Origin of the sequence: Arthrobacter sp. ov118 (genome assembly GCF_900116495.1) — a bacterium.
Lineage (GTDB): Bacteria > Actinomycetota > Actinomycetes > Actinomycetales > Micrococcaceae > Arthrobacter.
This window is the reverse complement of sequence record NZ_FPAY01000009.1, coordinates 84,106-108,436: the sequence shown is the minus strand read 5'-3', so window position 1 is coordinate 108,436 and position 24,331 is coordinate 84,106. Positions and strand designations below refer to the sequence as shown.

Below are 24,331 nucleotides of genomic sequence, written 5' to 3'. Positions count from 1 at the left end.
CGGTCACAGGTCCGCTTTCTGCTCTGGACCGCGACGGGCCCGAACGCTAGGTTCTGAGAATGACGAGGCACGTGCAGCTCGCGGTGGTCGGGGCGCTCCTTGGCGCGCTGGTTTCCGGCTGTGGGCTGCTGCCCGTAACGAGGGGTGATGTCTGCGCCGACTGGGTGCTTTTTGAAAAACCACAGGACCAGTTCAATGAGGCAGCTCTGGTGCTGATCGGGATACCCGCTGGACGGGATGGCGAAACCAGCATCTACGGTTACACGGCACAGTTCCATGTCGTGGAGATCGAGACCGTACTCAAAGGCGAACCAGAACCGGGGCAGCTTCAGATTGCATCGATGCCGGCGACGTGCACTCAGGGCGTGTCCTATCCGGACGGTGATCCCCTCGACCAGCGCCGACGGATGTTGATCTATGCCAACAAGCAGGACGGCTACTGGTTCACCATTACCCCCGCTCAAGGCGCTGTGCCTCTCGACACCGGCACGCCACTCCCCTTCGCCACGACCCCGGCTAAGGGTTAGCCCGGGCACAGGCGGCCCGGAGGTCCGAGGGTTAGTCGAGGCGGAAGTATCTGTTCCGGCGGGGCGTTTGGCCCGGATCCACATGCGGCGGCGGGATGAACCAGGGAATGCCGCTGCGCATCTGGATGGTCCACTGTTCCTTGTGGATCAGGTGGTGGTGGTGCGAACACAGCAGCGTTCCGTTGTCTGTTCCGGTGCTGCCGCCCCGGGACCAGTACGTCACGTGGTGGGCTTCGCACCATGGCGCGGGGATGGTGCATTGCGGGAATGAACACCCCTGGTCCCGGGCCGTGATGGCCTTGCGGATGTGCGGCGGAAAGACCCTTGAGGCCCGGCCGATGTCCAGAACCCTGCCCTCGCCGCCGAGCAGGACCGGGATGATCTCGGCGTCGCAGGCGATCTTGCGCACAGTCGACGCCGTGACCGGCCCGGTGAACACCAAGGATCCGGCCCCGCCCGTGCTGTGAGCTGCGGTGCCGGAAGCTCCGCTGGCCCAGGATTGATTGGCCTGGGTTTGATTCGTCTGGGGTTCGCTGGCGTCGAGCCCTTCCAGCAGGTCCCGGTAGTTGATGGTTGCCATGATCTGGGGGCGGAGCCCTCCCGCCGCAGACAGGTGTCCTGAAGCCAGGGCGGCCTTGCAGCCGCCGACGAGTCCGTCGAGGAGTTTCTGCGGCCGTGTTCGGCGGTCCAGGCGGGCCTCGACCGGGTCGGTCCCGTTCCCGGCCGCGGCAGCCCCGTCGTCGGCTGCGGCGCGCGCGTTGGCAGCGGCGCCCGCACCGTCGTTGGCGGTGGCAGCCGCGTCGCCGGCGGCGCCCGGATTGGCTGTGGCTCCCAGGCGTGGATTGGTGGCCACATTCATCACCGTGGCCAGGTCCTCGAACTGGTCCGTGGTGGCGAAGATTTCCAGATGATGCAGCCCGTGCCGGGGTTTGCGGATGAAGACGCCCTGGAGCCGGCGCAGCGACTCCTCCGAGGGCTCGGTGCCGTCCTGGTCCAGGGCCTCGACCCAGCGCCGGGCGACCCGGGCCAGGAAATCGGGGTCGTTCTCGGCCGCCGTCATCGTCAGGGCATGCTCCATGCCATCAACAGCCTCCGGCGGGGCCACCCGCCCGACCCGGTCCAAGGACATCGCGATCAGCGTGGCGGTGCGGGAGGCGATGGTCCCTTCGGCCACGGCTGCCGCGAGTTCCTGCCGCGCCGGCGGGAGGCTCCGGCCCGCAATGCCGGTCCGGGGCAGCAGCCCGCCGCCAAGGCTTAGCCGGCGCTTGGCCTCGGGTGCGCTGATGCGCAGCCGCGCCCGCAGGAACTCCGCCGAGTTCCGGTACCCGTCATCCGCCACCGCGGCCGCGGCCAAAGCAGACACGGCGGCGCCGGACGTTCCCCAAGGCCCAGCCGGACTTCCGTGCGGGGCCGCCCCGCCTTCGGCCCCGGCCCCGTTCACGCCATCGGATTCGTCCCCGGGCTTGGCGTCTCCCCCGGTCTCGCCTGTACCGGGTTCCTGGTTCCACCCCGTCAGCCAGCCACCGGCACTTCGAGCCGCCGGCTCCGAACCCCACCCGCCGGGCGCCTTCTCCACCGCCGCCGCGTCGCGGCGGGTGCGGTCCACGCGGGCGGCACCGATGATCTGCAGATACTCGACAACGCGGGACAGGTCCTCCACCCCCTCGGCGAAATCCGACGCCTCGAAGAAGTCCAACCGGGCAACGTCCTCCGCCGCTGTCTCAGCGGATGCCCGAAGCAACGCCACAGCCACGGCTACAGCACCGTCCACCGAATCAGCCGCGGCACCGGGAACGGCTGCCTGCTGCCGAAACCGGACGGGCATCCCGGACCTCGGCCGGCCGGCCTCATCCGGGACGAACTCTCCAACAGCTTCCATGACTCAACTCTCCCAAAGGGGTACGACAGTAATGATGAAAGTGGTTGTCGCGGCGCGAGCCGGGCATCCTTTGGTGTTTTTCTAAAGAGCGGTAAACACGAAAAGGCCTTGAGCCGGTGTGCCCCAGCTAAAAACCGCCTCACTCTCCCCTTCGGCAAAATCCCACCGCGGGCAGCTCCAGGAATTCCTTGGTACCTGCGCGCCGGCGCTCCGTGGCGTGGCCGGGGTCCACGCGGAGGTGGCCGACCGCATACTGATCACCGCCGGGACAAGCCGGAACAAGGTAGCCAACTCCGTTCCCCCGGCCGTAACACTTCGTAGGCCATCCTCCGTCGCGCGGTCCGGCGCGTGGCAAGCTGTAGGGATGGAACGCATACACGCCCCTCAGCCCGGCGAAACATCGTTCGCAGGGTCGTTACCCAGCGAACTGCGAAGGCCTCTCGGGCCGCGCGACCCCGGTGATGCCTGGGTCGAAGGTGACCGCGGACGGTTCTGGGGGCGGTTCGGCTCGGCTGGCCTGCTCGTCCACGACCCGTCGAAGGGTGTTTTGCTGCAGCACCGTGCACTCTGGAGCGATCACGGCGGAACCTGGGGGCTGCCCGGAGGTGCCCTGCACCAAGGTGAGGAGGCTATCGACGGAGCCCTCCGGGAGGCGAAGGAAGAAGCAGCCGTGCCGCCGGAGAACGTCCGCGTGCTGTTTACCTCAGTGTTCGACGTCGGCTACTGGACCTACACGACGGTGGTTGCGGAAACGCTGATGCCGTTCGACCCTGCCATCAGCGACCCCGAAAGCCTTGAACTCCAGTGGGTGCCGCTGGAAGGTGTCCGCGACAAGGAGTTGCACCCCGGGTTCGGCGCCTCGTGGCCCGGCCTCCGCCGCCGGCTGCTGGATCTGCCTGACGGGCCCTAAGCTCCGCGCATGACCGGCGAAAGCCGCAAGACGCGCCTTAGACGCTCGGTGTGGGCCGGCGGCGGTACAGCCAGATGAGTCCCAGGATGGGTAGCAGGAGCGGAATGAAGCCGTAGCCGCGGCCAAACAAGGACCACACCGTCTCGTGGGGGAAGTTAACTGCGTCGAACACGCTCAGCGCACCCACCACGAGAACCCCAACGAGTTCCACCAAGACTGCCACCACGGAGACCTTGAATGCGGTGCGGCCCGGCTTGGCCAAGGACACAGTCGCCACGACGTAGACGACGGCGGCGAACGCCGACAACAGATACGCGAGCGGGGCCTCGGAAAACTTGGTGAGGATCTGGTAGCCGGCCCGGGCCGTAGCCGATATCGCGAAGATGGCATAGACAGCGATCAGCAGCCGGCCAGGGCCGGTGTTGCGGGTATTGGTCGGCGCCGGCGCGGTCTCCGCCGCCTGCGAGAATTTTGCGCTCACGTTTTCTGCCTCTTCCATGTCAGTACCAGATCTGGTTCATGCGGGCGGCCATCACCAGGGCCGTGACGCCGACGGCCGCCAGGACGAAGTTGCTCCAGCGGGTCCGCTCCAGGATGGACCAGTACACGGCGCCGATCGGGAGGATCAGCGCCGTCAGCAGATAGCCCCAGAACTCCCACGGCTCCCCCGCGATCTGCTCCCCGCTGGCCACCCGGATGATCGAACCGACCAGATAGACCAACAAGGATAGTTCGACTGCGGCCACGGACAGTATCGTCGTGTCATTGGGCGCCTTTTTCAGGATGCCTGCGACGGCGCAGATGACGGTGGAGAGCAAGCCAACCACCAGAATGATGTAAAAATATGCGTCCACTACTGGCCGGTCTGCTTTTCATTGCCGTGCTTTTCGTTGCCACGCTTTTCATTGTCCGGCGCAAAGACCAGCACAGGCTTGGCGTAGCTTCCCGCATCGGCCAGCAGGGCCACCAGCGTACCGTCCGGCGCGAACGCCGCTGCCGGCTTGTCCGCCGTCGCCGCTTCCGGCGTGCCGGCGCCGGCTCCGGCGGCGATGCGCCGGCCGAAGGAAATCTCGGTGGTCTCTGCCTCGCTGAGTTCCCGGTTCGGCATGAGTGCCCGGGCAGCGTCGGACATCTCCAGGACGTCCAGCGTCTCGGCCAGTTGTTCGAGGGTGTGCGCCTGGTCAAGCGTGTAGGGGCCCACTTGGGTCCGGCGCAGTGCCGTCAGGTGGCCGCCGACGCCGAGAGCCTCACCGAGGTCGCGGGCCAGGGCACGGATGTAGGTACCGGAGGAACACTCCACGGTGACGTCCACATCCAGGGCCTCCCCGTCGCGCACGCGTCGGATTTCGTGGACCTCAAAGCGGTGGATCGTCACGGGGCGGGCCGCCAGCTTGACCTCTTCACCGGAGCGGACCCGCGCGTACGCCCGTTCGCCGTTGACCTTGATGGCGCTGACACTGCTGGGAACCTGCTCGATGTCCCCGGTCAGCGCGACGACGCCGGCGCGGACGGCGTCGTCGGTGACCGCGGCGGCGGTGCGGGTGGCAGTGACCTCGCCTTCGGCGTCGTCCGTTACCGTGGATTCACCGAGCCGGACGGTGGCGGTGTAGGTCTTGGACGTGCCCACGATGTAGGTCAACAGCCGGGTTGCCTTGTTGATGCCCACCACGAGCACGCCGGTAGCCATCGGATCCAGGGTCCCGGCGTGGCCGACCTTTCGGGTACCGGCGATCCGCCGCATCCGTCCAACCACATCGTGGCTGGTCCAACCTTGCGGCTTGTCCACTATCACCAGTCCAGAAAGCACGCCTCCCAGTATATGCGGGCCAGCCGTGCCCCACGGGCCACAGGCAAACACCGCTGAGCTGAGCAATCCGGCCCCACCCCGGCACAAATGCCCGGGCTAACGCGGACCCCGGCCGCTAGGATGGCTTGCATGCCCGAGCTTGCAGCACATGTCCGTGACGTTCCGGTCAACCAGATCCGCGAGATCACCGAAGCCGCGTGGGGAACGCCCGGCGCGATCGTGCTGAGTATCGGGGAGCCCGGCTTCGCCGTCCCCCGCCACGTCTTGGAGGCCGGAATGGCCTGCCTCGACCGGGACGAGACCAACTACACGCCCAATGCCGGAATCCCCGCGCTGCGCGAGGCCTTCGCCGACCGCTTCCGGGAACAAAATGCGACGCCGATCGCCGCCGACCGCGTCTATGTGGTCGGCGGCGCCCAGCAAGGCCTGCACTTGGCCATGAGCCTGCTGCTCTCCCCCGGGGACGAGATCCTGATTCCCAACCCGGGCTACCCCACCTTCGTGATGACGAGCAGTCTGCTGAACGCCGTCCCCGTCCGCTACCCGCTGTACCCGGAGTACGATTTCCAGCCGCGGATCGAGGACATTGAGGCACTGATCACGCCTCGGACCAAGGTGCTGATGCTGAACTCGCCGTCCAACCCCCTCGGCGCTGTCCTGGGCGAGGACCTCACGCGGCGCCTCGTGGAGCTGGCAAGGCGGCACGATCTGTGGATCATCTCGGATGAATGCTACGAGGCATTCACCTACGATGTCCCCCATGTCAGCCCGGCCCGCTTCGACAGCGACGTCCCAGGTGAAGCTCGGGTGTTCACCTCGCTGACCCTGTCCAAGACCTACGGGCTCACCGGGCTGCGCATCGGCGCGCTGATCTGCCCGCCGGGGCTGGAGCGGAAAATGAACAACGTCATGGAGTCGATCGTGTCCTGCGTGGCGTCGCCGTCGCAGTACGCCGCGCTGGCGGCGCTGACCGGCCCGCAGGACTACGTCAGCTCGGCCCGCGCCCACTATCGAGCCAACCGCGACGCCGCCTCAGCGATTCTGCGCTCCCGCGGCATCCGCTACCTGAGCGCCCAGGGTGCCTTTTATCTGTGGGCGGATGTGTCCCATGCCAGCAACGGGGATGTCCGGGCCTGGACCCATCGGTTCCTGGCAGACTCCGGCGTGGCCTTTGCGCCCGGCACGGCGTTCGGTTCGATCGGCGAGGGCTGGATCCGCATTGCGCTCTGCGCAGACCAGACCGATCTTGTGGAGGGCCTCGGCCGCCTCCCTGCACGCGAATCAGCCAGGGGCCTCGCCGGGACCACCGACCCTGTTGCCGGAGCCTCTGGAGCCATAGCTTAAACACACGGCGCTCCCAGCTGGCCCGGCTAGCCTGACATTGGGTTGACCTGGTTCGTCCGGGTGCCGGGACTTCGGCCAAGGGAGTACATCGTGTGGTGGCAAGACCTGTTGTGGGGTTTCTGGAACGGTTTGACAGCGTGGATTGTCTTGATCGCTCATGTGTTCGGGGCCTGGAGTGAGTTCCCTTTTTACAACTCCGCCCGGTCGGGCAATTGGTATGACTTCGGCTTCCTCCTCGGCATGGGGTCCCCGGTGCTGGGCGGCGGCCTGGGAGCACGCTCCAGGCGCCGCTAGGCCAGCCGCCTTCTTGGTGGCAGCGAGTCACGGTGGCATCGACTCACGGGGCATCGACTTAGGGACCGCCGAGGATTAAAATCCGCTCGTGGGGGCAGTGCATTTCCGGTGCGAGCCTTTCGGCACGCGCCCGGTCTCATGGGTCTGGCCCGGTTTTAGAGCCGTGGATTATTCCTCGCCGCCACGGGAGCACGTCATGAGAAAAGATCTGTCATTGTTGGCCGCAGCCGCCACCGTCGCGGCCTTCCTCTCCGCCGGGCCCTCGGCGGTCGTAGCCGCCAACGGGCCGCCGCCGGCAATCCTTGCCAGTGGGTTGGCCGGCCCTCTGCATCTGAGTGCCGGCGAGCATGGAACCGTGACTGTCAGCGAAGAGTTCGTGGGACGGCTGACCCGGATCGACGCGCACGGCACGAAGAAAGTCCTGTATGAGAACGCGGACTGGGACGTCGCCGGAAATGCCCAGCAGGGTTCCACCACGTACTTCGTCGAGAGCCAGGGCGCCGGCCCCATGGATTCGCGTCCGCTCGTGGGGCATGTGCGCAGCATCGACGAGGACGGCCACCAGCGCACGTTCGGTGATTTTGCCGCGCTGGAAACGCAGCACAACGCCGACAAGGAGGTGCACTACGGTTTCCACAACCTGCCCGCTGGCTGCGCTGCCCAGCTGCCTCCCGAGGTCCCTGCTGCTTCCAGGGGCGACGTCGATTCCCACCCGTACGGAATGACCGTCTCCGGCCGAACGATCTACGTTGCCGACGCCGGCGCGAACAGCGTGGTCTCCGTGGACATCCGGACCGGGCGGATGAAGACTGTGGCTGTGCTGCCGCCCCGCCCGTTCAAGATCACTGCCGAAGCTGCGGCCGCCAGCCACCTTCCGGCCTGCACCGTGGGACAGACCTACGCCTTCGAGCCCGTACCCACGGACGTGGCCCCCGGGCCCGGTGACTGGCTCTACGTCTCAACGCTCCCAGGCGGTCCGGAGGACCCTGCCCTCGGTGCCCGGGGCGCTGTCTTCAAGGTGGACCCGGACAACGGCAGGGTGAAGCTGCTGGCGGACCAGGTCATGTCCCCCACAGGGCTGGTGGTTAACGACGACGGCGACGTCTACGTAGCATCGCTGTTCGGCAAGGGTGTCCTCAAGATTGACCGGCACTCCGGCAAGCAGAGCCTCGCGCTCAGCGCCGCCCTCACGGCCGACGTCGATCTCCGCGGTTCCACACTGTACGCGACGGTGAATGCGCTGCCGCCGGAAGGCGCCGCACCTGGCCCGCCCAACGGCCAGGTGGCCTCCACCGAGGTGGGCCACGGCTCGCACGACGACTGACTCACCCAGACGACAAATGGCCGGACCGGTTACCCGGTCCGGCCATTGCCGTAGTGCTTAAGCCGCAGTGCTAAAGCCGTCAGCCCGGCCCCGTGGCGAGGCCCTACTTGTTGCGGTCCTCGTCTATCACGTCGTGCTCGATCAGATCCAGGTCTTCTTCGTCAAAGTCGTCCTCGTCGAGCTCAACATCCTGCGGCGTGTCACTCTTGTAAGGATCCGCGTCCCCGGCGTGCTTGGCGCTGGCTGCGAGGGCGGCCACTTCGGCGTCGCGCTTCTTGGCCGCACGCAGGAGTTCTTCGAGGTTTGAGGCCACTACGGGGATCTGGTCGGCGACGAATTCCAGCGTCGGGGTCAACCGGACGGTGATGTTACGGCCGACTTCCTGTCGCAGCACGCCTTTCGCCTTCTCTAGCCCCTTGGCAGCATCCGCCTGGGCCACGTCGTCGCCGAGGACCGTGTAGTAAACCGTGGCATGCTGCAGATCATTGGTCACACGTGCGTCGGTCACGGTCACGCCTTCCAACCGGGGATCCTTCACGCGCCGGCCCAGGGCCTCCGCAACAACAACCTTAATCCGCTGCGCCAACTTGGCAGCCCGTGCGGGATCAGCCATTTCCACTCCTAAAAAATTCGGATGTACGACGGCGCCTGTTGGGCGGGGTCGCTCGTTTCAGTTTTCTGCCACGCACTACGGCGAGTCAACGACGGACTCCCGTTGGAATTTTTCCGGCGGCCCGGGAGTGGCATCGGGCCTGCCGAAGCTGGGCGGCAAGGGATCGCAGATCCATTGCCGCCCAGCGTAGGGGCGGGGCCGCCGGAAAAATTCCGACGGCCCCGCACCTTCGAAGCAACACCCTAGACGCGCGGCTTCTCGCGCATCTCGAAGGTCTCGATGATGTCGCCCTCGGTGATGTCGTTGTACGAACCAAGACCGATACCACACTCGAAGTCCGTGCGGACCTCGGTGGCGTCGTCCTTGAAGCGCTTGAGCGTCTCAACGGTGAGGTTGTCGCCGATGATCTTGCCGTCGCGGCTGATGCGGGCCTTGGCGTTGCGCCGGATGATTCCGGAGCGGACGATCGAGCCTGCAATGTTGCCGAACTTGGAAGAACGGAACACTTCGCGGACCTCGGCGGTGCCAAGCTGGACTTCTTCGTACTCCGGCTTGAGCATGCCCTTGAGGGCTGCCTCGATGTCATCGATTGCTGCATAGATGACGGAGTAGAAGCGCATGTCCACGCCTTCGCGGTCTGCCAGTTCGGCAACACGCTCGGCGGGCTTGACGTTGAAGCCGATGATGACGGCGCTGTCGACCGTTGCCAGGTTGACGTCGTTCTGCGTGATCGCACCGACACCGCGGTGGATGACGCGGAGCTGGACACCTTCGCCGACGTCGATCTTGAGCAGCGCGTCTTCGAGGGCTTCCACGGCACCGGACACGTCACCCTTGAGGATGAGGTTGAGGGTGTCGATCTTGCCTTCGGCGACGGCCTGGTCGAAGTCTTCCAGGCTGATGCGCTTGCGGCGCTTGGCCAGGGCGGCGTTGCGGTCGGCGGCTTCACGCTTCTCGGCGATCTGGCGGGCGGTGCGCTCGTCAGCGGTCACGAAGAAGGTGTCACCGGCGCGCGGCACGTTGGACAGACCCAGCACCTGGACGGGGCGGGACGGGCCGGCCTCGGTCAGGGCGCTGCCGTCGTCGTCGAACATCGCACGGACGCGGCCGTGGGCCGTGCCTGCCACGATGGTGTCGCCGACGTTCAAGGTACCGGACTGGACCAGGACAGTGGCTACGGAACCGCGGCCCTTGTCCAGGTTGGCTTCGATCGCGATACCGCGGGCGTCCTTGTTCGGGTTGGCACGCATGTCCAAGGCAGCGTCTGCGGTGAGCAGGACGGCGCCGAGGAGTTCGTCGATGTTGAGGTTCTGGCGGGCCGAGACCTCCACGAACATGGTGTCGCCACCGTATTCTTCCGGAACGAGGCCGTACTCAGTCAGCTGGCCACGGACCTTGTCCGGGTTGGCGCCTTCCTTGTCGATCTTGTTCACGGCCACGACGATCGGCACGTTGGCCGCCTGGGCGTGGTTGAGGGCTTCAACGGTCTGCGGCATAACGCCGTCGTCCGCTGCGACCACCAGGATGGCGATGTCGGTGACCTTCGCACCACGGGCACGCATGGCGGTGAACGCCTCGTGGCCCGGGGTATCGATGAAGGTGATCTTGCGATCGTCGCCTTCATGGTTGTGCGTGACCTGGTAGGCACCGATGTGCTGCGTGATGCCGCCGTGTTCGCCAGCCATGACATCCGACTTGCGGATGGCATCGAGCAGGCGGGTCTTACCGTGGTCAACGTGGCCCATGACGGTGACAACCGGAGGACGAGCCTCGAGGTCTTCATCGCCTTCGGCTTCGAGCTCGGCTTCGAAGTCGATGTCGAAGGTGGAGAGCAGCTCGCGCTCCTCGTCCTCCGGCGAAACAACCTGCAGTTTGTAGCCAAGTTCCTCGCCCAGCAGGGCAAACGTCTCTTCATCCAGCGACTGCGTGGCCGTGGCCATTTCGCCGAGGTGGAACAGAACGGTTACCAGTGCTGCGGGGTTCGCCTCGATCTTGTCGGCAAAGTCCGTGATGGACGAGCCGCGGCGAAGCCGGACAACGGTGTTGCCGTCGCCGCGGGGCACGCTCACGCCGCCCAGCGACGGAGCACTCATCTGCTCCAGTTCCTGGCGCTTGGCACGCTTCGACTTGCGCTGCTTGCCACGGCCTGCGCCGCCCTTGCCGAAGGCACCCTGGGTGCCGCCACGGCCGCGGCCGCCCTTGCCAAAGCCGCCACCGGCCGGAGCACCGCCACCGGCACCGGGAGCACCGGTACCTGGAGCGCCGCCCGGACGACCCGGGCCACGGCCGCCGCCACCGGGACGACCGGCACCTGCGGGTGCGGGACGTTCGGTGCGGTTAGGCATCATGCCCGGCGTCGGGCGGTTACCGCCGGCGCCGGGACGTGCGCCGGGAGCGCCGGCCGGACGCGGGGCACCGGGGCGGGGGCCGCCTGCGCCAGCTGCCGGACGGGGACCACCGGGACGGGGGCCGCCTGCGCCTGCTGCCGGACGCGGACCACCGGGGCGTTCGCCCTCGGTGCGGCTTCCACCGGGACGGGGCATGCCCTGAGAAGGAGCGAACGGGTTGTTGCCCGGACGCGAGGGACGATCGTTGTCGCCGCCGCGGCCGCGGGGCATGCCCTGGGACGTGGCGAAGGGGTTGTTGCCGGGACGGGGACCGCCCGGACGCGGTGCAGAACCGCCCTGGCGTGCCGGAGCCGCCGGGGTTTCAGCCTTGGGGGCCGGACGCGCGCCGGGCTTGATGCCCGTCGAGGGAGCCGCCGGGGCTGCCGGGGCCTGGGCCGCGGGCGCAGCCGGAGCAGCGGCCGCCGGAGCCGGAGCTTCGGCCTTGGGTTCTGCAGCCTTGGGCGCAGCAGGACCAGGCGCAGGCGCCGGACGGGTTGCGGCCGGGCTGGGAGCTGCCTGGCTGTTAGCTGTCTGGCTGTTAGCTGTCTGGGGGGCGGACGCCGGAGCTTCGGACTTCGACGCTGCGGGGGCATCCGGGAAGGCGTTGCGCAGTTTCCGCACAACGGGGGCCTCGATGGTTGACGAGGCGGAGCGAACGAATTCGCCCAGTTCCTGCAGTTTGGTTACTGCATCTTTGGAAGTAATACCGAGCTCTTTAGCAAGCTCATGTACGCGGACCTTGGCCACATTTCTCCTGTCTCGGTCCGCACCGAGCCAGGCACGAACCGTCTACTTCTTACTGCGGGCCTCCGCCGCGAACGCAGCTGAAAGGCCCATTACAGAGCGCAACAAAGTTGTCATCGTTGCGCACTCATCGCTGGGAACTCATCGGGTTTCCATCAGTTTTCTGACCCGCTTTCAGGTTGGACGGTTGTTGCTGCGGCCACCGGGGTGTCCGCGGCTTTCGTGCCGGCAGTGATCCGGCGTTCAACGTCAGCTGTACCGGCTGCGCCGTTTAGGGCGCGACCGAACGCTCGACGTTTCACCGCCAGTGCCAGGCACTTCTCGCTGGGGTGCAGCCATGCTCCCCGGCCAGCCATCCGGCGTCGTTCATCCACAACGACGGCGGACGAACCGCCGGCGCCGGCGACGAGCCGGAGTAACTCCGACCGCGACCCTTTTTGTCGGCATCCGATGCAGGTGCGCTGCGGCTGATTCCCGAGGTGTTGCACTTGTGCCACGTTCGAGTATCTTCCTGCCAGTGCATCTGTTGGTGTATCTGCATCCCCGGAAGTCCGGAAAAACCGGACGCGCCAAGGACACACAGATACCGGCCCTTAGGCGCGGTCATGTCTATTCTAGCCCCTCCGGTGCCCGGGTCCCGAACCCGGGCACGCCGGTCGGCGGTGAAACCGGCGCCTGCCCCGGGGGTGACAGCCCGGAAGGCAGCTCGCGCGTTCCCGGAAGGCAGCGCGCAGGTAGCGGGCCGCGCCGGCGGCCCGCTACTGTTTCCGTGCGCCTGCGCGCGCGAGCTATTGGCCGGTGTTGACGGCGGCGTCGGAGACGATGTCGATCCGCCAGCCCGTGAGCTTGGCGGCAAGACGGGCGTTTTGCCCCTCTTTTCCGATCGCCAGGGAAAGCTGGTAATCGGGAACAACCACGCGGGCGGAGCGGGTCGCCTCGTCGGTGATCGTGACCGAATTCACTCGCGACGGCGAGAGTGCACTGGCGATGAAGGTCGCGGCGTCGTCGCTGTAATCGACAATGTCGATCTTTTCGTCATTCAGTTCGGTCATGACGGCGCGGACACGCGAGCCCATTTCCCCGATGCAGGCACCCTTGGCGTTCACGCCGGCAGTGTTTGCCTTGACAGCGATCTTGGTGCGGTGGCCGGCTTCGCGGGCAAGCGCCACGATTTCGACGGAACGGTCCGCGATCTCCGGGACTTCGAGTTCAAAGAGCTTCCGGACAAGGCCGGGGTGCGAGCGGGACAGCGTGATGGACGGGCCCTTGGTGCCGCGGTGAACGTCGATCACGAACGCGCGCAGCCGGTTGCCGTGGATGTACTTCTCACCGGGAACCTGCTCGGGCGGCGGCAGCAGCGCCTCCACCGTGCCCAGGTTCACCTGGATCATGTGCGGGTTGTTGCCCTGCTGGATGGTGCCTGCCACGAGCTCGCCTTCACGGCCCTTGAACTGGCCCAGCACATTGTCATCCTCCGCGTCCCGGAGGCGCTGGAGGATGATCTGCCGTGCGGTGCTCGCCGCGATGCGGCCGAATCCGGCCGGCGTGTCCTCAAATTCACCGATGGGGGCGCCGTCGTCGTCGATCTCGGTGGCCCAGATCGTCACGTGGCCACTCTTGCGGTCCAGCTCGGCCCGCGCTTTCTCGAAGGCGCCCGGCGTCTTGTGGTAGGCAACCAGAAGTGCCTGCTCAATCGTCGGAATCAGGAGATCCAGAGGGATTTCACGCTCACGCTCCAGGAGTCTCAGCGCGCTCATGTCAATATCCATTAGGCCTCCTCGGAAGGTCCATTGTGTTCTTTTTCCAGACCGGCTTCTTCGAGGCGGCTGAACTCTATCTCGACTTTTCCGCTACGGATCCTGTCGAAAGGAAGTTTGACGGGCTCACCGTGTTTGGGTTTCATGCCCTTCTTGACGGCAATTTCGGGGACCAGGAGGACGCCCCCGTCATCCACGGACTGGATCCTGCCGGTGACATTGTCACCTTGGATCACGTTCACATTGACCATCCGCCCCCGGGCGCGGTGCCAGTGGCGTTCCTCGGTCAGCGGGCGCCCGACGCCGGGCGAAGAGACCTCGAGCTCATAAGGGCGCGCGTCCATGCTGGGGTCGTTGTCCAAGGTGTCGGAGAGGGTCTTGGAGATCTCGGCGATGACGTCGAGCCCGACGCCGCCGGTCTCCTCCTGCGGCAGGTCCACCACCACGTGGACCACCCGATTGGCGCCGGCTACATGGATGGAGACGTCCTCCAGATACAACCGGTTCGCCAGGACTGCGGGTTCCAGGAGAGCATGCAGGCGTTCGGCCTCCACATTGTGAACGGGTGCGGCTTCAGCCTTCCCCGTCCCGGTCCGGTCTGTTGAAGTCGTGGCTTCTGCGTTGGTCATGATGCCGGCCGCCTCCCTCTAGATGATGTTGTGTGTACTAGCCTAGCGATATTCCGGGCGGCATGGTGCACTTCAGTTCCGGGCCGGCATGACAACATGGACTGTTGTGAATGACGTCTCCCGGGAAAAGCGATGGCAGGACCACCTTCCCCGGTTGTTCCCCCGCTACGCATTGTTGGCTTGCCTGGCGCTGGTGGTGGTGAGCCTCGGAGTGGCGCTGACGCCGGCCCGGGCGCCGGAACCCGCGGAACCGTCGTCCTCTGAGCAGGCCCGCGTCGCCGCGCTGACCGAAACGCTGCAGCTGTTGGCCGCCGGCCGCCATCTTGGGACCGCCGCGCAGGAAGCTTCAGAGCCTCCGCGCACCAGCTCTGCTCGTGGTTCGGCGCCTGCCGGGAGTCCCGCCGTCGAGCATACTGTGACGTTGCTGACTACCCAGGCGCAAGCCCTTCTGGCACCCGGCGAGAGTGCCTCCGAGGCGTCGGACGCCCCGCCCGCAGAGTCGGGCGCGTCAACCCCGGCAACCCCCGCCACTGCAGCCAATACAGCCACTGCCGCGCCCACTCCTGCCGGAACTCCCGCTGCGCGGCTGCCGGCGACCGTCCCCGCGCTCGTTACCGCCCTCGCGGACAGCGGACGCCAGCGCCTGGCCGACGCTGCGGCGGCCGACGGCGGCATGGCGCGGCTGCTGGCCGCCGTCGGGACCGGGCAGCTGTTGCGGGCCTCCGCTCTGGCTTCGGAAACCGGAACGGCGGCCCCGCCGCGCGCCGACGTCGCTTTCCCCAAGCTGTCCGGGACCTGCCCCTCCGAATCCACGCAGGCCCGATCTTCTCAGCCCGGATCCGCTCAGCCCGGATCCGCTCAGGCCACTACCGGCCCTGCCGAGTCCGCATCCGGTGACGCCGCTGCGCCCGACAATGCCCCCGCCGCCGGGACGCAGGGGGTCCCGGCGACCCACCCGGCCGGTGTTTCCGCGGAGGCCGCCCTGGCCGCGGTTATTCAGACCGAAGCGGAGGCTGTCTACGGTTACCAAGTGGCGCTGCCCCGGGTAGGCGGCGCCGCAGCGAAATCCGCGGCCGAGGCGCTGGCGCGCCATGAGGTGCTCCTCAGCGGCGCGGAATCCCTTAGCAGGCGGCTCTGCTTTGCTGTTCGGCCGCGCGAGGCGGGCTACGCGCTGGGCCAGTCATTCCTGGCCTCCCCCGCCGCCGGCCTCGGCAGGCTGGAGGCCGCAGGGCTGCCGGCGTACGGCGACCTCGTGGCGCTGGGCGAGGGTGAAACCCGGCAGTGGGCCATCGCGGCGCTCTACGACGCCGGGAAGCGGTCCGTCCTCTGGGGTGCGGATCCCGGCGCACTGCCAGGGCTGGATGGCGCATCACTGCCGTCGCCGGCGCCGCTTCCATCAGACTGAGGTGTCCTGGCGGCGGGCTGGGGGCTCCCGTTCCGCGCCATCGTGGCATCTAACCGGGCCAAGCGTCGCCTTAGCATGGTTAGCCTTGGAATACTGGCCAGCCCGGCAACCCGGGTGCTTTGCTGGAGTCATGGAAAGCACCGGCGCCGCAACCCTGCATGAGAACGAACCGCACCACAATGACCTCGCGCACCGTTTGAACTGGCTCCGTGCGGGCGTTCTCGGCGCGAACGACGGCATCGTCTCCGTGGCGGCGATCGTGGTCGGTGTCGCCGGCGCCACGACGGATACCGGCCCCATCCTCATCGCCGGCGCCGCAGGGGTGGTGGGTGGCGCAATCTCGATGGCTCTGGGCGAATACGTATCCGTCAGCAGCCAGAAGGACAGCCAGAACGCCCTGATTGAAAAGGAACGGCGGGAACTGGAAGAGCAGCCCGAGGAGGAACTCGAGGAGCTCGCCGCCATCTACCAAAGCAAAGGCCTTCGCCCCGAGACGGCCCGCACCGTAGCCGCGGAGCTCACGGCCCACGATGCCCTCAGCGCCCACCTCTCGGCCGAGCTCAACATTGATGAAACTGACATTGTCAGTCCGTGGCACGCGGCCTTGGCGTCCGCCATAGCGTTTCTCACCGGGGCGGTCCTGCCCATGCTGGCCATCCTGCTGCCGCCGGAAAACATCAGGATTCCGCTGACCTTCGTGGCCGTGCTCGTGGCGTTGGCGGCCACCGGCGCCATCGGTGCGTGGATCGGCGGCGGCTCCAAGGTCAGGGCCGCCATCCGCGTGGTGATAGGCGGCGCCGCGGCGCTGGTGGCCACGTTCCTGATCGGCAACCTGCTCGGCGCGACCGTCGTCGGCTAGTTCCTGGCGGCACCAATGAGTCGAGCACCTACGATAGGTCCCGTGAGCCCAATCCCGGATGTCCCCATTCCGCCCGATCTCTCCCGCCGCTACAGCCGCACGCAAGCCGGACGGAACTGGCTGCAGACACTTCCCGGACTGATCGGACAGTTCCTTGACGAGTGGGACCTTGTGCTGGACCTCGAGCCTGGCGCCCTGCCCTGGAACGGTCACGGCGGCGTCGTGATCCCCGTGCGGCGCCGCGACGGGTCCCCGGGCAACGGCGGCGATGCTGTCCTCAAGGTGGCCTTCCCTGATGAGGAAGCCGCCAGCGAGCACCTCGCCCTCGCCTTGTGGGCAGGCCGCGGCGCCGTTCGGCTGCTGGCCGCGGACATCGGATCCTGTGCCCTGCTCCTGGAGCGGCTGGATGCCTCCCGTTCCCTCCTGGATGTCCCCTTGGAAGCGGCGGTGCCCGTGTGGGGCGACTTGGTCCGCCAACTCAGTGTGGTCCCGGACGACCGGCCGCAGTGGCAGCAGATCGATCACGTGGCGGCCCGTGCCGAACAGTGGAGCGATGAGTTCCCGGCGGCGTGGGAAGAGCTGGCGCGGCCGTTCCCCCGGTGGTTGCTGGAGGCGGCGCTTGAAGTCTGCCAGACCCGCGGTGCCGTCGGCAGGCGGTCCGGCAAAGACGTCCTGGTTCACGCGGACCTGCACTACCTGAACATCCTGGCTCGGCCTGGCGCGCCGAATGCGGGCACCTGGCAGGGCCCGCCAACAGGCCTTGGGCCGTATGCCGCGATCGATCCGCAACCCCTGATCGGCGAGGCCGAGTTTGCCGTGGCCCCCGTGCTGTGGAACAGGCTCCGCGAATTGCCGCAGCAGGATCCCGGACGGGCGCTGCTCGCACGTTGCCGGGATTTCAGCGAGGCGGCCGGCCTGGACGCCGAAACCGCCCGGCAGTGGAGTCTGGTGCGCGAGGTGGAGAACGCCCTCTGGTATGCCTCGAAGCCGCATCACGAAGGCGATCTGGCCCGTTCCCTCTGGGTGGCGAGCACGCTGGCGGGCAAGACGCTTCCCGGTTTGCCCGCGGCACAGGAGCTGCCGGCGCCGGGCGATGCCGCCGGGTAGCGATGCCCTCGGCAAAAGCGAGGCCACGGCTAGACCCACAGCCGCCAGTCGTAGCAGCCACCGCTAGCCGCGCACGGCCGCCAAGGCGTCACGGACGGCATCGACGGCGACTGCGACGTCGGCGTCGTCCGTGCTCCAGTTACTCACCGAAATCCGCAGGATCTCGCGGTCCTGCCAGCGCGAACCGGACATCCAGACCCGCCCGTCACTCATGATCCGCTCCGTCACGGCGCGCGTCACGGCATCATCCCCGAAGGCCAGGGACACCTGGGTGTAGTCGACGTCGTTGAGCACCTCGACGCCGTCCAGGGCGGCGAGCTGTTCCGCCAGCTGGGCGGCCCGCAGCACGAGGGTGCGGACCTGCCCGGTGACACCGTCGCGGCCCAGGGATTTCAGCGCCGCCCATACGGGCACGCCGCGTGCCCGCCGGGAAAGCTCAGGCACGCTCTCGTGCGGGTCGCCGGCACCGTCCACGGCTTGGATCAGGTAGCTGGTGTGCACCCCCATAGCCGAACGCAAGGCACGGGCGTCGCGCACCACCACGATTCCGCAGTCGTACGGGACGTTGAGGGTCTTGTGCGCATCGCTCCCCCACGAGTCCGCCAGCCGGAGTCCGGCGGTCAGGGCGGACAGTTCCGGAACAGCGGCGGCCCAGAGCCCGAACGCCCCGTCCACGTGCACCCACGCGCCGTGGGCTTTCGCGACGGCGATCGCCTCAGTGAAGGGGTCGAAAGCGCCAGAATGCAGGTTCCCGGCCTGCAGGCACACCAGGGCAGGGACGGGACGGCCGTCCTCTCCGGCGCTGAGCGCAACGTCCAGGGCGCGATCCAGTTCGGCCGGGTTAATGCGTCCTTGGCGGTCGGACGGCACCACGATGGGTGCCCCGAGCCCCAGATAGCGCAGACCGAGGTCGATGGTGTCGTGCCTTTCCTGCCCCACGAAGCAGCGGATCCGGGGCGCGCCGGCGAGCCCGTCGCCGTCGAGGTCCCAGCCGGCATCGGCCATGAGCCGCCAACGGGCGGCGGCGAGTCCGGTGAAGTTGGCCATGGTGGCGCCGGTGGCGAAGCCGACGCCGGACTCCTCGGGGAGGCCCAGCAGCTCAAGGATCCACTTGCCGGCGGCTTCCTCGATTGCGGCGGCCGCTGGCGTGGCGAAGCGCAGTCCGGCGTTCTGGTCCCAGGCGCTGACCAGCCAGTCCGCCGCCAGCGCGGCCGGCAGGGTACCGCCAATGACCCAGCCGAAGAAACGCCCCGACGGCATGGCCATCAGGCCAGGTTCGGCCTTGGCCGCCAGATAGTTCACCACCTCCGCCGCCGGCATTCCCTCCCGGGGCAGCGGGCCGCCGAAGTCGGCCGCGAGCCCGGCGGCCGTGACCTGTGGTCCGATGGGGCGTGTTCCCTGGCTCTCCAGCCACCGTCGCGCGTGCCCGGCCGCGGCTTCGAGGGCATCCCGGTAGCGTTCCTCGCCTGCTGACATAGCTGCATGCTACGCCCGGCGCCGCGGGACCGGGAGACCCCGCAGTGACTCGTGGAAGCCTGCGCGCTCTGCCGGCAGGGGCTCAGACGAAGTTGTCCTGCCAGACGTCGGAACCCAGCTTGATGATCAGCGCGCCCACGACCGCCAGGAAGACGATGCGGATGAACTTGTTCCCCTGGCTGACGGCGGTCCGGGCGCCGAGGTAGCCGCCGGCCATGTTTGCCGCACCCAGCAGCAGCCCGAGCCCCCACAGCACGGCACCGTGCGGCACGAAGAACAGCAGGGCGCCGGCGTTGGTGGCCACGTTCACGATTTTGGCCTTGGCGCTGGCTTCCAGGAAGGCGTAGCCCATGGCCGAAACGAGCGCGATGATCAGGAACGAGCCGGTTCCGGGGCCGATCAGGCCGTCATAGAAGCCGATCAGCCCGCCGATGAGGCAGGCCACCACGTAGTGCCGGTGGCCCTCGTGGCGCAGTTTGGTCAGCTCACCGACGTTGGGCCGGAAGGCGGTGAAAAGCGCGACGGCGATCAGCGCCACCACGATGATCGGTTTGAACACGCTCGCCGGCAGGTTGGCGGCCAGTACCGCACCGCCGAAGCTGCCCGCCATCGCGATCGCCGCCATGGGCAGGGCCGTGCGCAGATCGGGCCGGACACGCCCGTAGAAGGTGACCGCACTTGTGGTGGTGCCGAAGATGGATCCCATCTTGTTCGTGGCCAGCGCCTGGACCGGGCTGATGCCCGGCACCAGGAGCATGGCCGGGAGCTGGATGAGTCCGCCGCCACCGACGACGGCGTCCACCCAGCCCGCGGCCAGACCCGCCACGACGATGAGGATGACAGTACCGAGCTGGATCGACTCGAGTCCCGAGACCATTCCTTAGTCCGGCTTAGGACTGCGCGGCGTCAGCTGTTGCGCACGGCGTTGACCACGTAGTCAACAGCCTTGTCAACGGCGACATTCTCGGCATTGCCGCTGCGGCGGTCCTTGATCTCCACGACACCGTCCACGAGTCCACGTCCAACGGCGAGGATGGTGGGCACGCCGACGAGTTCGGCGTCGCCGAACTTTACGCCGGGGGAAACCTTGGGCCGGTCATCGTAGATGACGTCGAGGCCGGCGGCCTCGAGCTCCAGAGCCAGCTTTTCGGCAGCGGCGAAGATTTCTTCCCCGCGGCCTACGGCCACCACATGGACGTCGGCCGGGGCAACGGCGCGCGGCCAGACCAGGCCCTTGTCGTCGTGGTTGGACTCGGCCAGGGCCGCGACGGCGCGGGTGACGCCGACGCCGTAGGAACCCATGGTCACGACGACCTGTTTGCCGTTCTGGTCCAAGACCTTCAGGTCGAGGGCCGCGGCGTACTTGCGTCCCAGCTGGAAGATGTGGCCCATCTCGATGCCGCGGGCGGTTTCCAGCGGTCCGGAGCCGTCCGGGGCCTCGTCGCCGGCGCGGACATCTGTGCACTCAATGACGCCGTCCCAGCCGAAGTCGCGGCCCGCGACCAGACCAAAGACGTGCTTGCCGGCCTCGTTGGCGCCCGTGACCCAGGCGGTGCCGCTGACAACGCGGGGATCTACGAGGTAGGGCAGCTTTGCGGCGCCCTCGGCACCCAGCAGAGGCGCGTCCAGCGACATCCCGGGCCCGAGGTAGCCCTTCACGATCAGCGGCTGCTTCTTCAGGTCGTCGTCGTTGGCGGCCTCGAGCGTGATCTCACCGGCCATGGGCAGGAACGCGCCGATGTTGGCTTCGACACGTTTGAGGTCGACGCCGCGGTCGCCGGGTACGCCAAGGACCACGAGCTGGCGTTCACCGGTGGGCAGCGTGACGGCGAGCACGACGTTCTTGAGCGTGTCCGCGGCGGTCCAGGCGCCGCCGTCGGCCTCGCTGCGCGGAACGAGCATGTTGGCCGCAGCCACGAGCGTTTCGATGGTGGGCGTGTCCGGGGTGTCGCGGACTTCGGCGGCCGGGGCGTTGCTGAAGTCGATTTCTGCCGGGACCACGGTGGTGACGGCCTCGACGTTGGCCGCATAGCCGCCGGCGGAGCGCACGAAGGTGTCTTCACCGACCTCGGTGGGGTGCAGGAATTCCTCGCTCTTGGATCCGCCCATGGCCCCGGCCGTGGCGGTCACGGGCACGACTTCCAGGCCGAGGCGTTCGAAGATCTTCAGGTAGGCGCCGCGGTGCGCCTCGTAGCTGGCGTCCAGGCCGGCGTCGTCGACATCGAAGGAGTAGGAGTCCTTCATGATGAATTCGCGGCCGCGCAGCAGGCCCGCGCGGGGACGCGCCTCATCGCGGTATTTGTTCTGGATCTGGTAGATGCTCAGCGGTAGGTCCTTGTACGAGGAGTACAGGTCCTTGACCAGCAGGGTGAACATTTCCTCGTGCGTGGGCGCCAGCAGGTAGTCGTTGCCCTTGCGGTCCTTGAGCCGGAAGATGCCCTCGCCGTATTCGGTCCAGCGGTTGGTGGCCTCGTAGGGCTCCTTGGGCAGCAGCGCCGGGAAGTGGACTTCCTGCGCGCCGATGGCGGACATTTCCTCGCGGATAACCTGCTCCACCTTGCGCAGCACGCTCAGACCGAGCGGCAGCCAGGTGTAGATGCCCGGCGCGGCCCGCCGGATGTACCCGGCGCGGACAAGGAGCCGGTGGCTGGCCACCTCGGCGTCGGCGGGATCTTCGCGCAGGGTGCGCAGGAACAGCTGGGAGAGTCGAAGGACCACAGGTGGGGTATCCGTTTCTGGGGAAGTGCGGGAAATCCGGGAAGCCCGAAAATCCGGAAATATCGTCTAGGTACTAATCTACCGTCCAGACAGCACCACTTTGCCGCGGGCCCGGCGCGCCGGTTCAGGATGACAGCACAGCGCGGCGGCCCACTAAAGCGGTCCGCCGGGGCAGCGCCCGACGCGGAAGAGCCACGCCATGACTGATGGAAGCCCCTGGCCGATCCCGGCTGGTCATCCCGTCATGGCGTGGCTCCGTGGCCCAAGCACCCCCAAATCTGAGGCTGCGAGCTACCTGGTGTCGCCTCCCGGCGTCGCCTTCCCCGGAAACGTCCCCGGGGAGGGTACGCGCCTATGCGACATGGCTAGCTAGAACCTATGCGACACGGTGCCGCGAAAGCAAGAGTCTGCAACCGGATAATTCCTTCCGCGGCTGGACGGGCTCCGCTAGGAGAGCACCGGCCCGCTAGGAGAGCACTGTCTCTAAAACAGCACTGTCTCTAAAACAGCACTGTCTCTAAAACAGCACCGTCTCTAAAAAAGCACTGTGGCGAACGTGCCCACCTGGTGGAAGCCCACCCGGTCGTAGGTGGCCCGGGCTTTGGCATTGAAGTCGTTGACGTACAGGCTGGTGACCGGCGCCAAGGTCTGTGCCAGGACGACGACGGCGGCCATGTAGCCAGCGCTTAGGCCTTGGCCACGGAACTCGGGATTCATCCAAACGCCCTGGACCTGGGTGACTTCCGGCGTAACAGCGCCCAGTTCGGCCTTGAAGACCACCTCGCCGTCGGCGTTCATGTGCACGAGGGAATGGCCCTGGCGGATGAGGCTTTTCACACGGCGGCTGTAGTACTCCTTGCCGCCAACGTAGGGCGAGTAGCCGACCTCTTCCTCGAACATCGCTGCGCATGCGGGCAGGATTTTGTCGAAGTCGGCCAGTTGGCCGAAGCCGAGCGCGGGCTCGGGCCGAACGGCCGGCGGCCCCGTGATCGTCAGGAGGGGCTGGTGGTCACGGACTTCGTGCGCGGCCAGGCCGAGCTGTTCCAGTGCTACGTAGAGGGCCAAAACGGTCTCTGCCGGGCCAAAGATCGAGGCGTAGCGGCGCCCGGAGCGGTGCGCCGCCATGGCGACGACGCCGGCGAGATCTGGGTCCAGCTGAACCGGCACCAGGTTGGCACCGGCCCAGCAGGCGCCCAGGAGGGCGCCGCCGTCGAACACGCCGAAGATGCTGGCGCCGCCGGCTGTGGGGGACGCCGTGCCGACGGTCTCCAGATGCGAAAGGATGAAGACGTTGGCGACGGCGTCCTGGCGGGCCAGGGCAAGCAGTTGTGCGGTGTCCGCGCCGCCGAGGACGCGGACAACGACGCCGGGTGCGGCGTCTTCCCTACGAGACGCTAACCACGGGGCTACCCTTGACAGCATCTTCGCCATCGGCGTCCCCCATCTCTTCCGCGATACGCATGGCTTCTTCGATCAGTGTCTCAACTATCTGGTCCTCGGGTACGGTCTTGATGACCTCGCCCTTCACGAAGATCTGGCCCTTGCCGTTGCCCGAGGCGACACCGAGGTCGGCCTCGCGGGCCTCCCCCGGCCCGTTGACGACGCAACCCATGACGGCCACGCGCAGCGGGATCTCCATGCCCTCCAGGCCGGCGGTGACCTGCTCCGCGAGCGTGTAAACATCCACCTGGGCCCGCCCGCAGGACGGGCAAGAGACAATTTCCAGCTTGCGGGGCCGCAGGTTCAGCGACTGCAGGATCTGGTTGCCCACCTTGATTTCCTCGACCGGCGGGGCCGACAGGGACACCCGGATCGTGTCGCCGATCCCGCGCGAGAGCAGGGCCCCGAAGGCGGTCGCGGACTTGATGGTGCCCTGGAACGCCGGTCCGGCCTCGGTCACGCCGAGGTGGAGCGGCCAGTCGCCCTTTTCGGCCAGCATCTCGTAGGCGGCGACCATGACCACAGGGTCATTATGTTTGACCGAGATCTTGAAGTCGTGGAAGCCGTGCTCCTCAAAGAGCGAGGCCTCCCAGACGGCGGATTCCACGAGGGCTTCCGGGGTCGCCTTGCCATACTTCTTCAGGATGCCGGGTTCCAGGGAGCCGGCGTTGACGCCGATCCGGATCGAGGTGCCGTGGTCCTTGGCGGCGCGGGCGATTTCCTTCACCTGGTCATCGAATTTGCGGATGTTGCCCGGGTTCACGCGGACGGCGGCGCAGCCGGCTTCGATCGCGGCGAAGACGTACTTCGGCTGGAAATGGATGTCCGCGATCACTGGAATCTGGGACTTCTTGGCGATGATCGGCAGCGCCTCGGCGTCGTCGGCAGAGGGGCAGGCGACGCGCACAATGTCGCAGCCGGAGGCAGTGAGCTCCGCGATCTGCTGCAGGGTGGCGTTGATGTCGGTCGTCGGCGTCGTGGTCATGGACTGGACGCTGATGGGCGAATCGGAGCCGACTCCCACCGACCCCACCTTGATCTGGCGCGTCTTCCGGCGGGGGGCAAGGACGGGGGGCGGTGCTGACGGCATTCCCAGGCTGACCGAGGTCAC

At 67.3% G+C, this 24,331-nt stretch carries 21 protein-coding genes; 7 read left to right on the top strand and 14 right to left on the bottom strand.

Translation table 11 applies throughout. The features are described from left to right. Positions 1-59 precede the first annotated feature (59 nt). Positions 60-527 (top strand): hypothetical protein, encoded by a 468-nt coding sequence (locus BM372_RS15900; RefSeq protein ID WP_090956424.1) that lies wholly within the window; start codon positions 60-62, stop codon positions 525-527. Positions 528-558: 31 nt separating this feature from the next. Here BM372_RS15900 and BM372_RS15895 read toward each other — a convergent pair whose 3' ends face one another. Beyond that, on the bottom strand, positions 559-2,406 hold the full coding sequence (locus tag BM372_RS15895) for an HNH endonuclease signature motif containing protein (protein ID WP_090956423.1): 1,848 nt from the start codon (positions 2,404-2,406) through the stop codon (positions 559-561). Between the two features lie 364 nt (positions 2,407-2,770). Between BM372_RS15895 and BM372_RS15890 the strand changes: the two genes are divergently transcribed. After that, entirely contained in the window at positions 2,771-3,316 is a 546-nt protein-coding gene (locus tag BM372_RS15890; protein WP_090956508.1) for an NUDIX domain-containing protein, read from the top strand. 37 nt (positions 3,317-3,353) lie between these two features. Here the strand turns inward: BM372_RS15890 and BM372_RS15885 are convergent, their stop codons facing one another. From BM372_RS15885 to truB, 3 genes are read right to left on the bottom strand one after another with little or no spacing between them, the layout of a single operon-like run. Next, positions 3,354-3,815, bottom strand: coding sequence for a hypothetical protein (locus BM372_RS15885; protein ID WP_090956422.1), 462 nt, complete (start codon positions 3,813-3,815; stop codon positions 3,354-3,356). Between the two features lies 1 nt (position 3,816). After that, positions 3,817-4,170 carry a hypothetical protein gene (locus BM372_RS15880; protein ID WP_090956421.1) on the bottom strand — a complete coding sequence of 118 codons (354 nt, stop codon included), beginning with the start codon at positions 4,168-4,170 and terminating at the stop codon, positions 3,817-3,819. Next, complete coding sequence (truB, locus tag BM372_RS15875) at positions 4,170-5,123, bottom strand: tRNA pseudouridine(55) synthase TruB (protein WP_090956420.1); 954 nt, start codon at positions 5,121-5,123, stop codon at positions 4,170-4,172. The genes BM372_RS15880 and truB overlap by 1 nt, the downstream gene beginning before the upstream one ends. Before the next feature lie 129 nt (positions 5,124-5,252). Between truB and BM372_RS15870 the strand changes: the two genes are divergently transcribed. Together BM372_RS15870 and BM372_RS15860 are read left to right on the top strand one after the other, a co-directional pair. Beyond that, a complete protein-coding gene (locus tag BM372_RS15870; RefSeq protein ID WP_177236038.1) occupies positions 5,253-6,467 on the top strand; it encodes a pyridoxal phosphate-dependent aminotransferase in 1,215 nt (404 codons plus the stop codon). A gap of 490 nt (positions 6,468-6,957) precedes the next feature. After that, on the top strand, positions 6,958-8,085 hold the full coding sequence (locus tag BM372_RS15860) for a ScyD/ScyE family protein (RefSeq protein WP_090956417.1): 1,128 nt from the start codon (positions 6,958-6,960) through the stop codon (positions 8,083-8,085). A 103-nt stretch (positions 8,086-8,188) separates the two neighbouring features. On the opposite strand, the gene rbfA is transcribed toward BM372_RS15860, so the two are convergent. From rbfA to rimP, 5 genes are all read right to left on the bottom strand, one after another. Beyond that, positions 8,189-8,698, bottom strand: coding sequence for a 30S ribosome-binding factor RbfA (gene rbfA, locus BM372_RS15855; protein ID WP_090956416.1), 510 nt, complete (start codon positions 8,696-8,698; stop codon positions 8,189-8,191). A 242-nt stretch (positions 8,699-8,940) separates the two neighbouring features. Then, positions 8,941-11,832 carry a translation initiation factor IF-2 gene (infB, locus tag BM372_RS15850; RefSeq protein WP_090956415.1) on the bottom strand — a complete coding sequence of 964 codons (2,892 nt, stop codon included), beginning with the start codon at positions 11,830-11,832 and terminating at the stop codon, positions 8,941-8,943. Positions 11,833-11,984: 152 nt separating this feature from the next. Continuing rightward, the gene (locus BM372_RS15845; protein WP_371261756.1) at positions 11,985-12,317 is read right to left on the bottom strand and encodes a YlxR family protein; all 333 of its coding nucleotides are present in this window, start codon (positions 12,315-12,317) and stop codon (positions 11,985-11,987) included. 300 nt (positions 12,318-12,617) lie between these two features. Next, entirely contained in the window at positions 12,618-13,598 is a 981-nt protein-coding gene (gene nusA, locus BM372_RS15840; protein ID WP_090956413.1) for a transcription termination factor NusA, read from the bottom strand. Further along, positions 13,598-14,215: a ribosome maturation factor RimP gene (gene rimP, locus BM372_RS15835; RefSeq protein WP_090956412.1), complete on the bottom strand. Its 618-nt coding sequence runs from the start codon at positions 14,213-14,215 to the stop codon at positions 13,598-13,600. Before rimP ends, nusA begins: the two co-directional genes overlap by 1 nt. A gap of 106 nt (positions 14,216-14,321) precedes the next feature. Between rimP and BM372_RS15830 the strand changes: the two genes are divergently transcribed. The 3 genes from BM372_RS15830 to BM372_RS15820 all read left to right on the top strand — a co-directional run bounded on the left by BM372_RS15830 (position 14,322) and on the right by BM372_RS15820 (position 17,586). Beyond that, positions 14,322-15,620: a DUF4439 domain-containing protein gene (locus BM372_RS15830; protein ID WP_090956411.1), complete on the top strand. Its 1,299-nt coding sequence runs from the start codon at positions 14,322-14,324 to the stop codon at positions 15,618-15,620. Positions 15,621-15,750: 130 nt separating this feature from the next. Further along, positions 15,751-16,479 (top strand): VIT1/CCC1 transporter family protein, encoded by a 729-nt coding sequence (locus BM372_RS15825; RefSeq protein ID WP_090956410.1) that lies wholly within the window; start codon positions 15,751-15,753, stop codon positions 16,477-16,479. Between the two features lie 42 nt (positions 16,480-16,521). Then, positions 16,522-17,586 carry an aminoglycoside phosphotransferase family protein gene (locus tag BM372_RS15820; protein ID WP_090956409.1) on the top strand — a complete coding sequence of 355 codons (1,065 nt, stop codon included), beginning with the start codon at positions 16,522-16,524 and terminating at the stop codon, positions 17,584-17,586. 63 nt (positions 17,587-17,649) lie between these two features. Here the strand turns inward: BM372_RS15820 and BM372_RS15815 are convergent, their stop codons facing one another. The 5 genes from BM372_RS15815 to ispG form a co-directional block, all read right to left on the bottom strand. Further along, positions 17,650-19,062: a pyridoxal phosphate-dependent decarboxylase family protein gene (locus tag BM372_RS15815; protein ID WP_090956408.1), complete on the bottom strand. Its 1,413-nt coding sequence runs from the start codon at positions 19,060-19,062 to the stop codon at positions 17,650-17,652. An 82-nt stretch (positions 19,063-19,144) separates the two neighbouring features. Beyond that, on the bottom strand, positions 19,145-19,939 hold the full coding sequence (locus BM372_RS15810) for a sulfite exporter TauE/SafE family protein (RefSeq protein WP_090956407.1): 795 nt from the start codon (positions 19,937-19,939) through the stop codon (positions 19,145-19,147). A 29-nt stretch (positions 19,940-19,968) separates the two neighbouring features. Next, positions 19,969-21,780 (bottom strand): proline--tRNA ligase, encoded by a 1,812-nt coding sequence (locus BM372_RS15805; protein ID WP_090956406.1) that lies wholly within the window; start codon positions 21,778-21,780, stop codon positions 19,969-19,971. A 534-nt stretch (positions 21,781-22,314) separates the two neighbouring features. Continuing rightward, positions 22,315-23,211 (bottom strand): GNAT family N-acetyltransferase, encoded by an 897-nt coding sequence (locus BM372_RS15800; protein ID WP_371261753.1) that lies wholly within the window; start codon positions 23,209-23,211, stop codon positions 22,315-22,317. After that, positions 23,165-24,331 carry a flavodoxin-dependent (E)-4-hydroxy-3-methylbut-2-enyl-diphosphate synthase gene (gene ispG, locus BM372_RS15795; protein WP_090956405.1) on the bottom strand — a complete coding sequence of 389 codons (1,167 nt, stop codon included), beginning with the start codon at positions 24,329-24,331 and terminating at the stop codon, positions 23,165-23,167. The genes BM372_RS15800 and ispG overlap by 47 nt, the downstream gene beginning before the upstream one ends.

Bases quoted from the DNA above. Each gene is read 5' to 3' on its own strand.
- BM372_RS15900 (WP_090956424.1), top strand. From the start codon at position 60: ATGACGAGGCACGTGCAGCTCGCGGTGGTCGGGGCGCTCCTTGGCGCG.
- BM372_RS15895 (WP_090956423.1), bottom strand. From the start codon at position 2,406: ATGGAAGCTGTTGGAGAGTTCGTCCCGGATGAGGCCGGCCGGCCGAGG.
- BM372_RS15890 (WP_090956508.1), top strand. From the start codon at position 2,771: ATGGAACGCATACACGCCCCTCAGCCCGGCGAAACATCGTTCGCAGGG.
- BM372_RS15885 (WP_090956422.1), bottom strand. From the start codon at position 3,815: ATGGAAGAGGCAGAAAACGTGAGCGCAAAATTCTCGCAGGCGGCGGAG.
- BM372_RS15870 (WP_177236038.1), top strand. From the start codon at position 5,253: ATGCCCGAGCTTGCAGCACATGTCCGTGACGTTCCGGTCAACCAGATC.
- BM372_RS15860 (WP_090956417.1), top strand. From the start codon at position 6,958: ATGAGAAAAGATCTGTCATTGTTGGCCGCAGCCGCCACCGTCGCGGCC.
- rbfA (WP_090956416.1), bottom strand. From the start codon at position 8,698: ATGGCTGATCCCGCACGGGCTGCCAAGTTGGCGCAGCGGATTAAGGTT.
- nusA (WP_090956413.1), bottom strand. From the start codon at position 13,598: ATGGATATTGACATGAGCGCGCTGAGACTCCTGGAGCGTGAGCGTGAA.
- rimP (WP_090956412.1), bottom strand. From the start codon at position 14,215: ATGACCAACGCAGAAGCCACGACTTCAACAGACCGGACCGGGACGGGG.
- BM372_RS15825 (WP_090956410.1), top strand. From the start codon at position 15,751: ATGGAAAGCACCGGCGCCGCAACCCTGCATGAGAACGAACCGCACCAC.
- BM372_RS15815 (WP_090956408.1), bottom strand. From the start codon at position 19,062: ATGTCAGCAGGCGAGGAACGCTACCGGGATGCCCTCGAAGCCGCGGCC.
- BM372_RS15810 (WP_090956407.1), bottom strand. From the start codon at position 19,939: ATGGTCTCGGGACTCGAGTCGATCCAGCTCGGTACTGTCATCCTCATC.
- BM372_RS15800 (WP_371261753.1), bottom strand. From the start codon at position 23,211: ATGGCGAAGATGCTGTCAAGGGTAGCCCCGTGGTTAGCGTCTCGTAGG.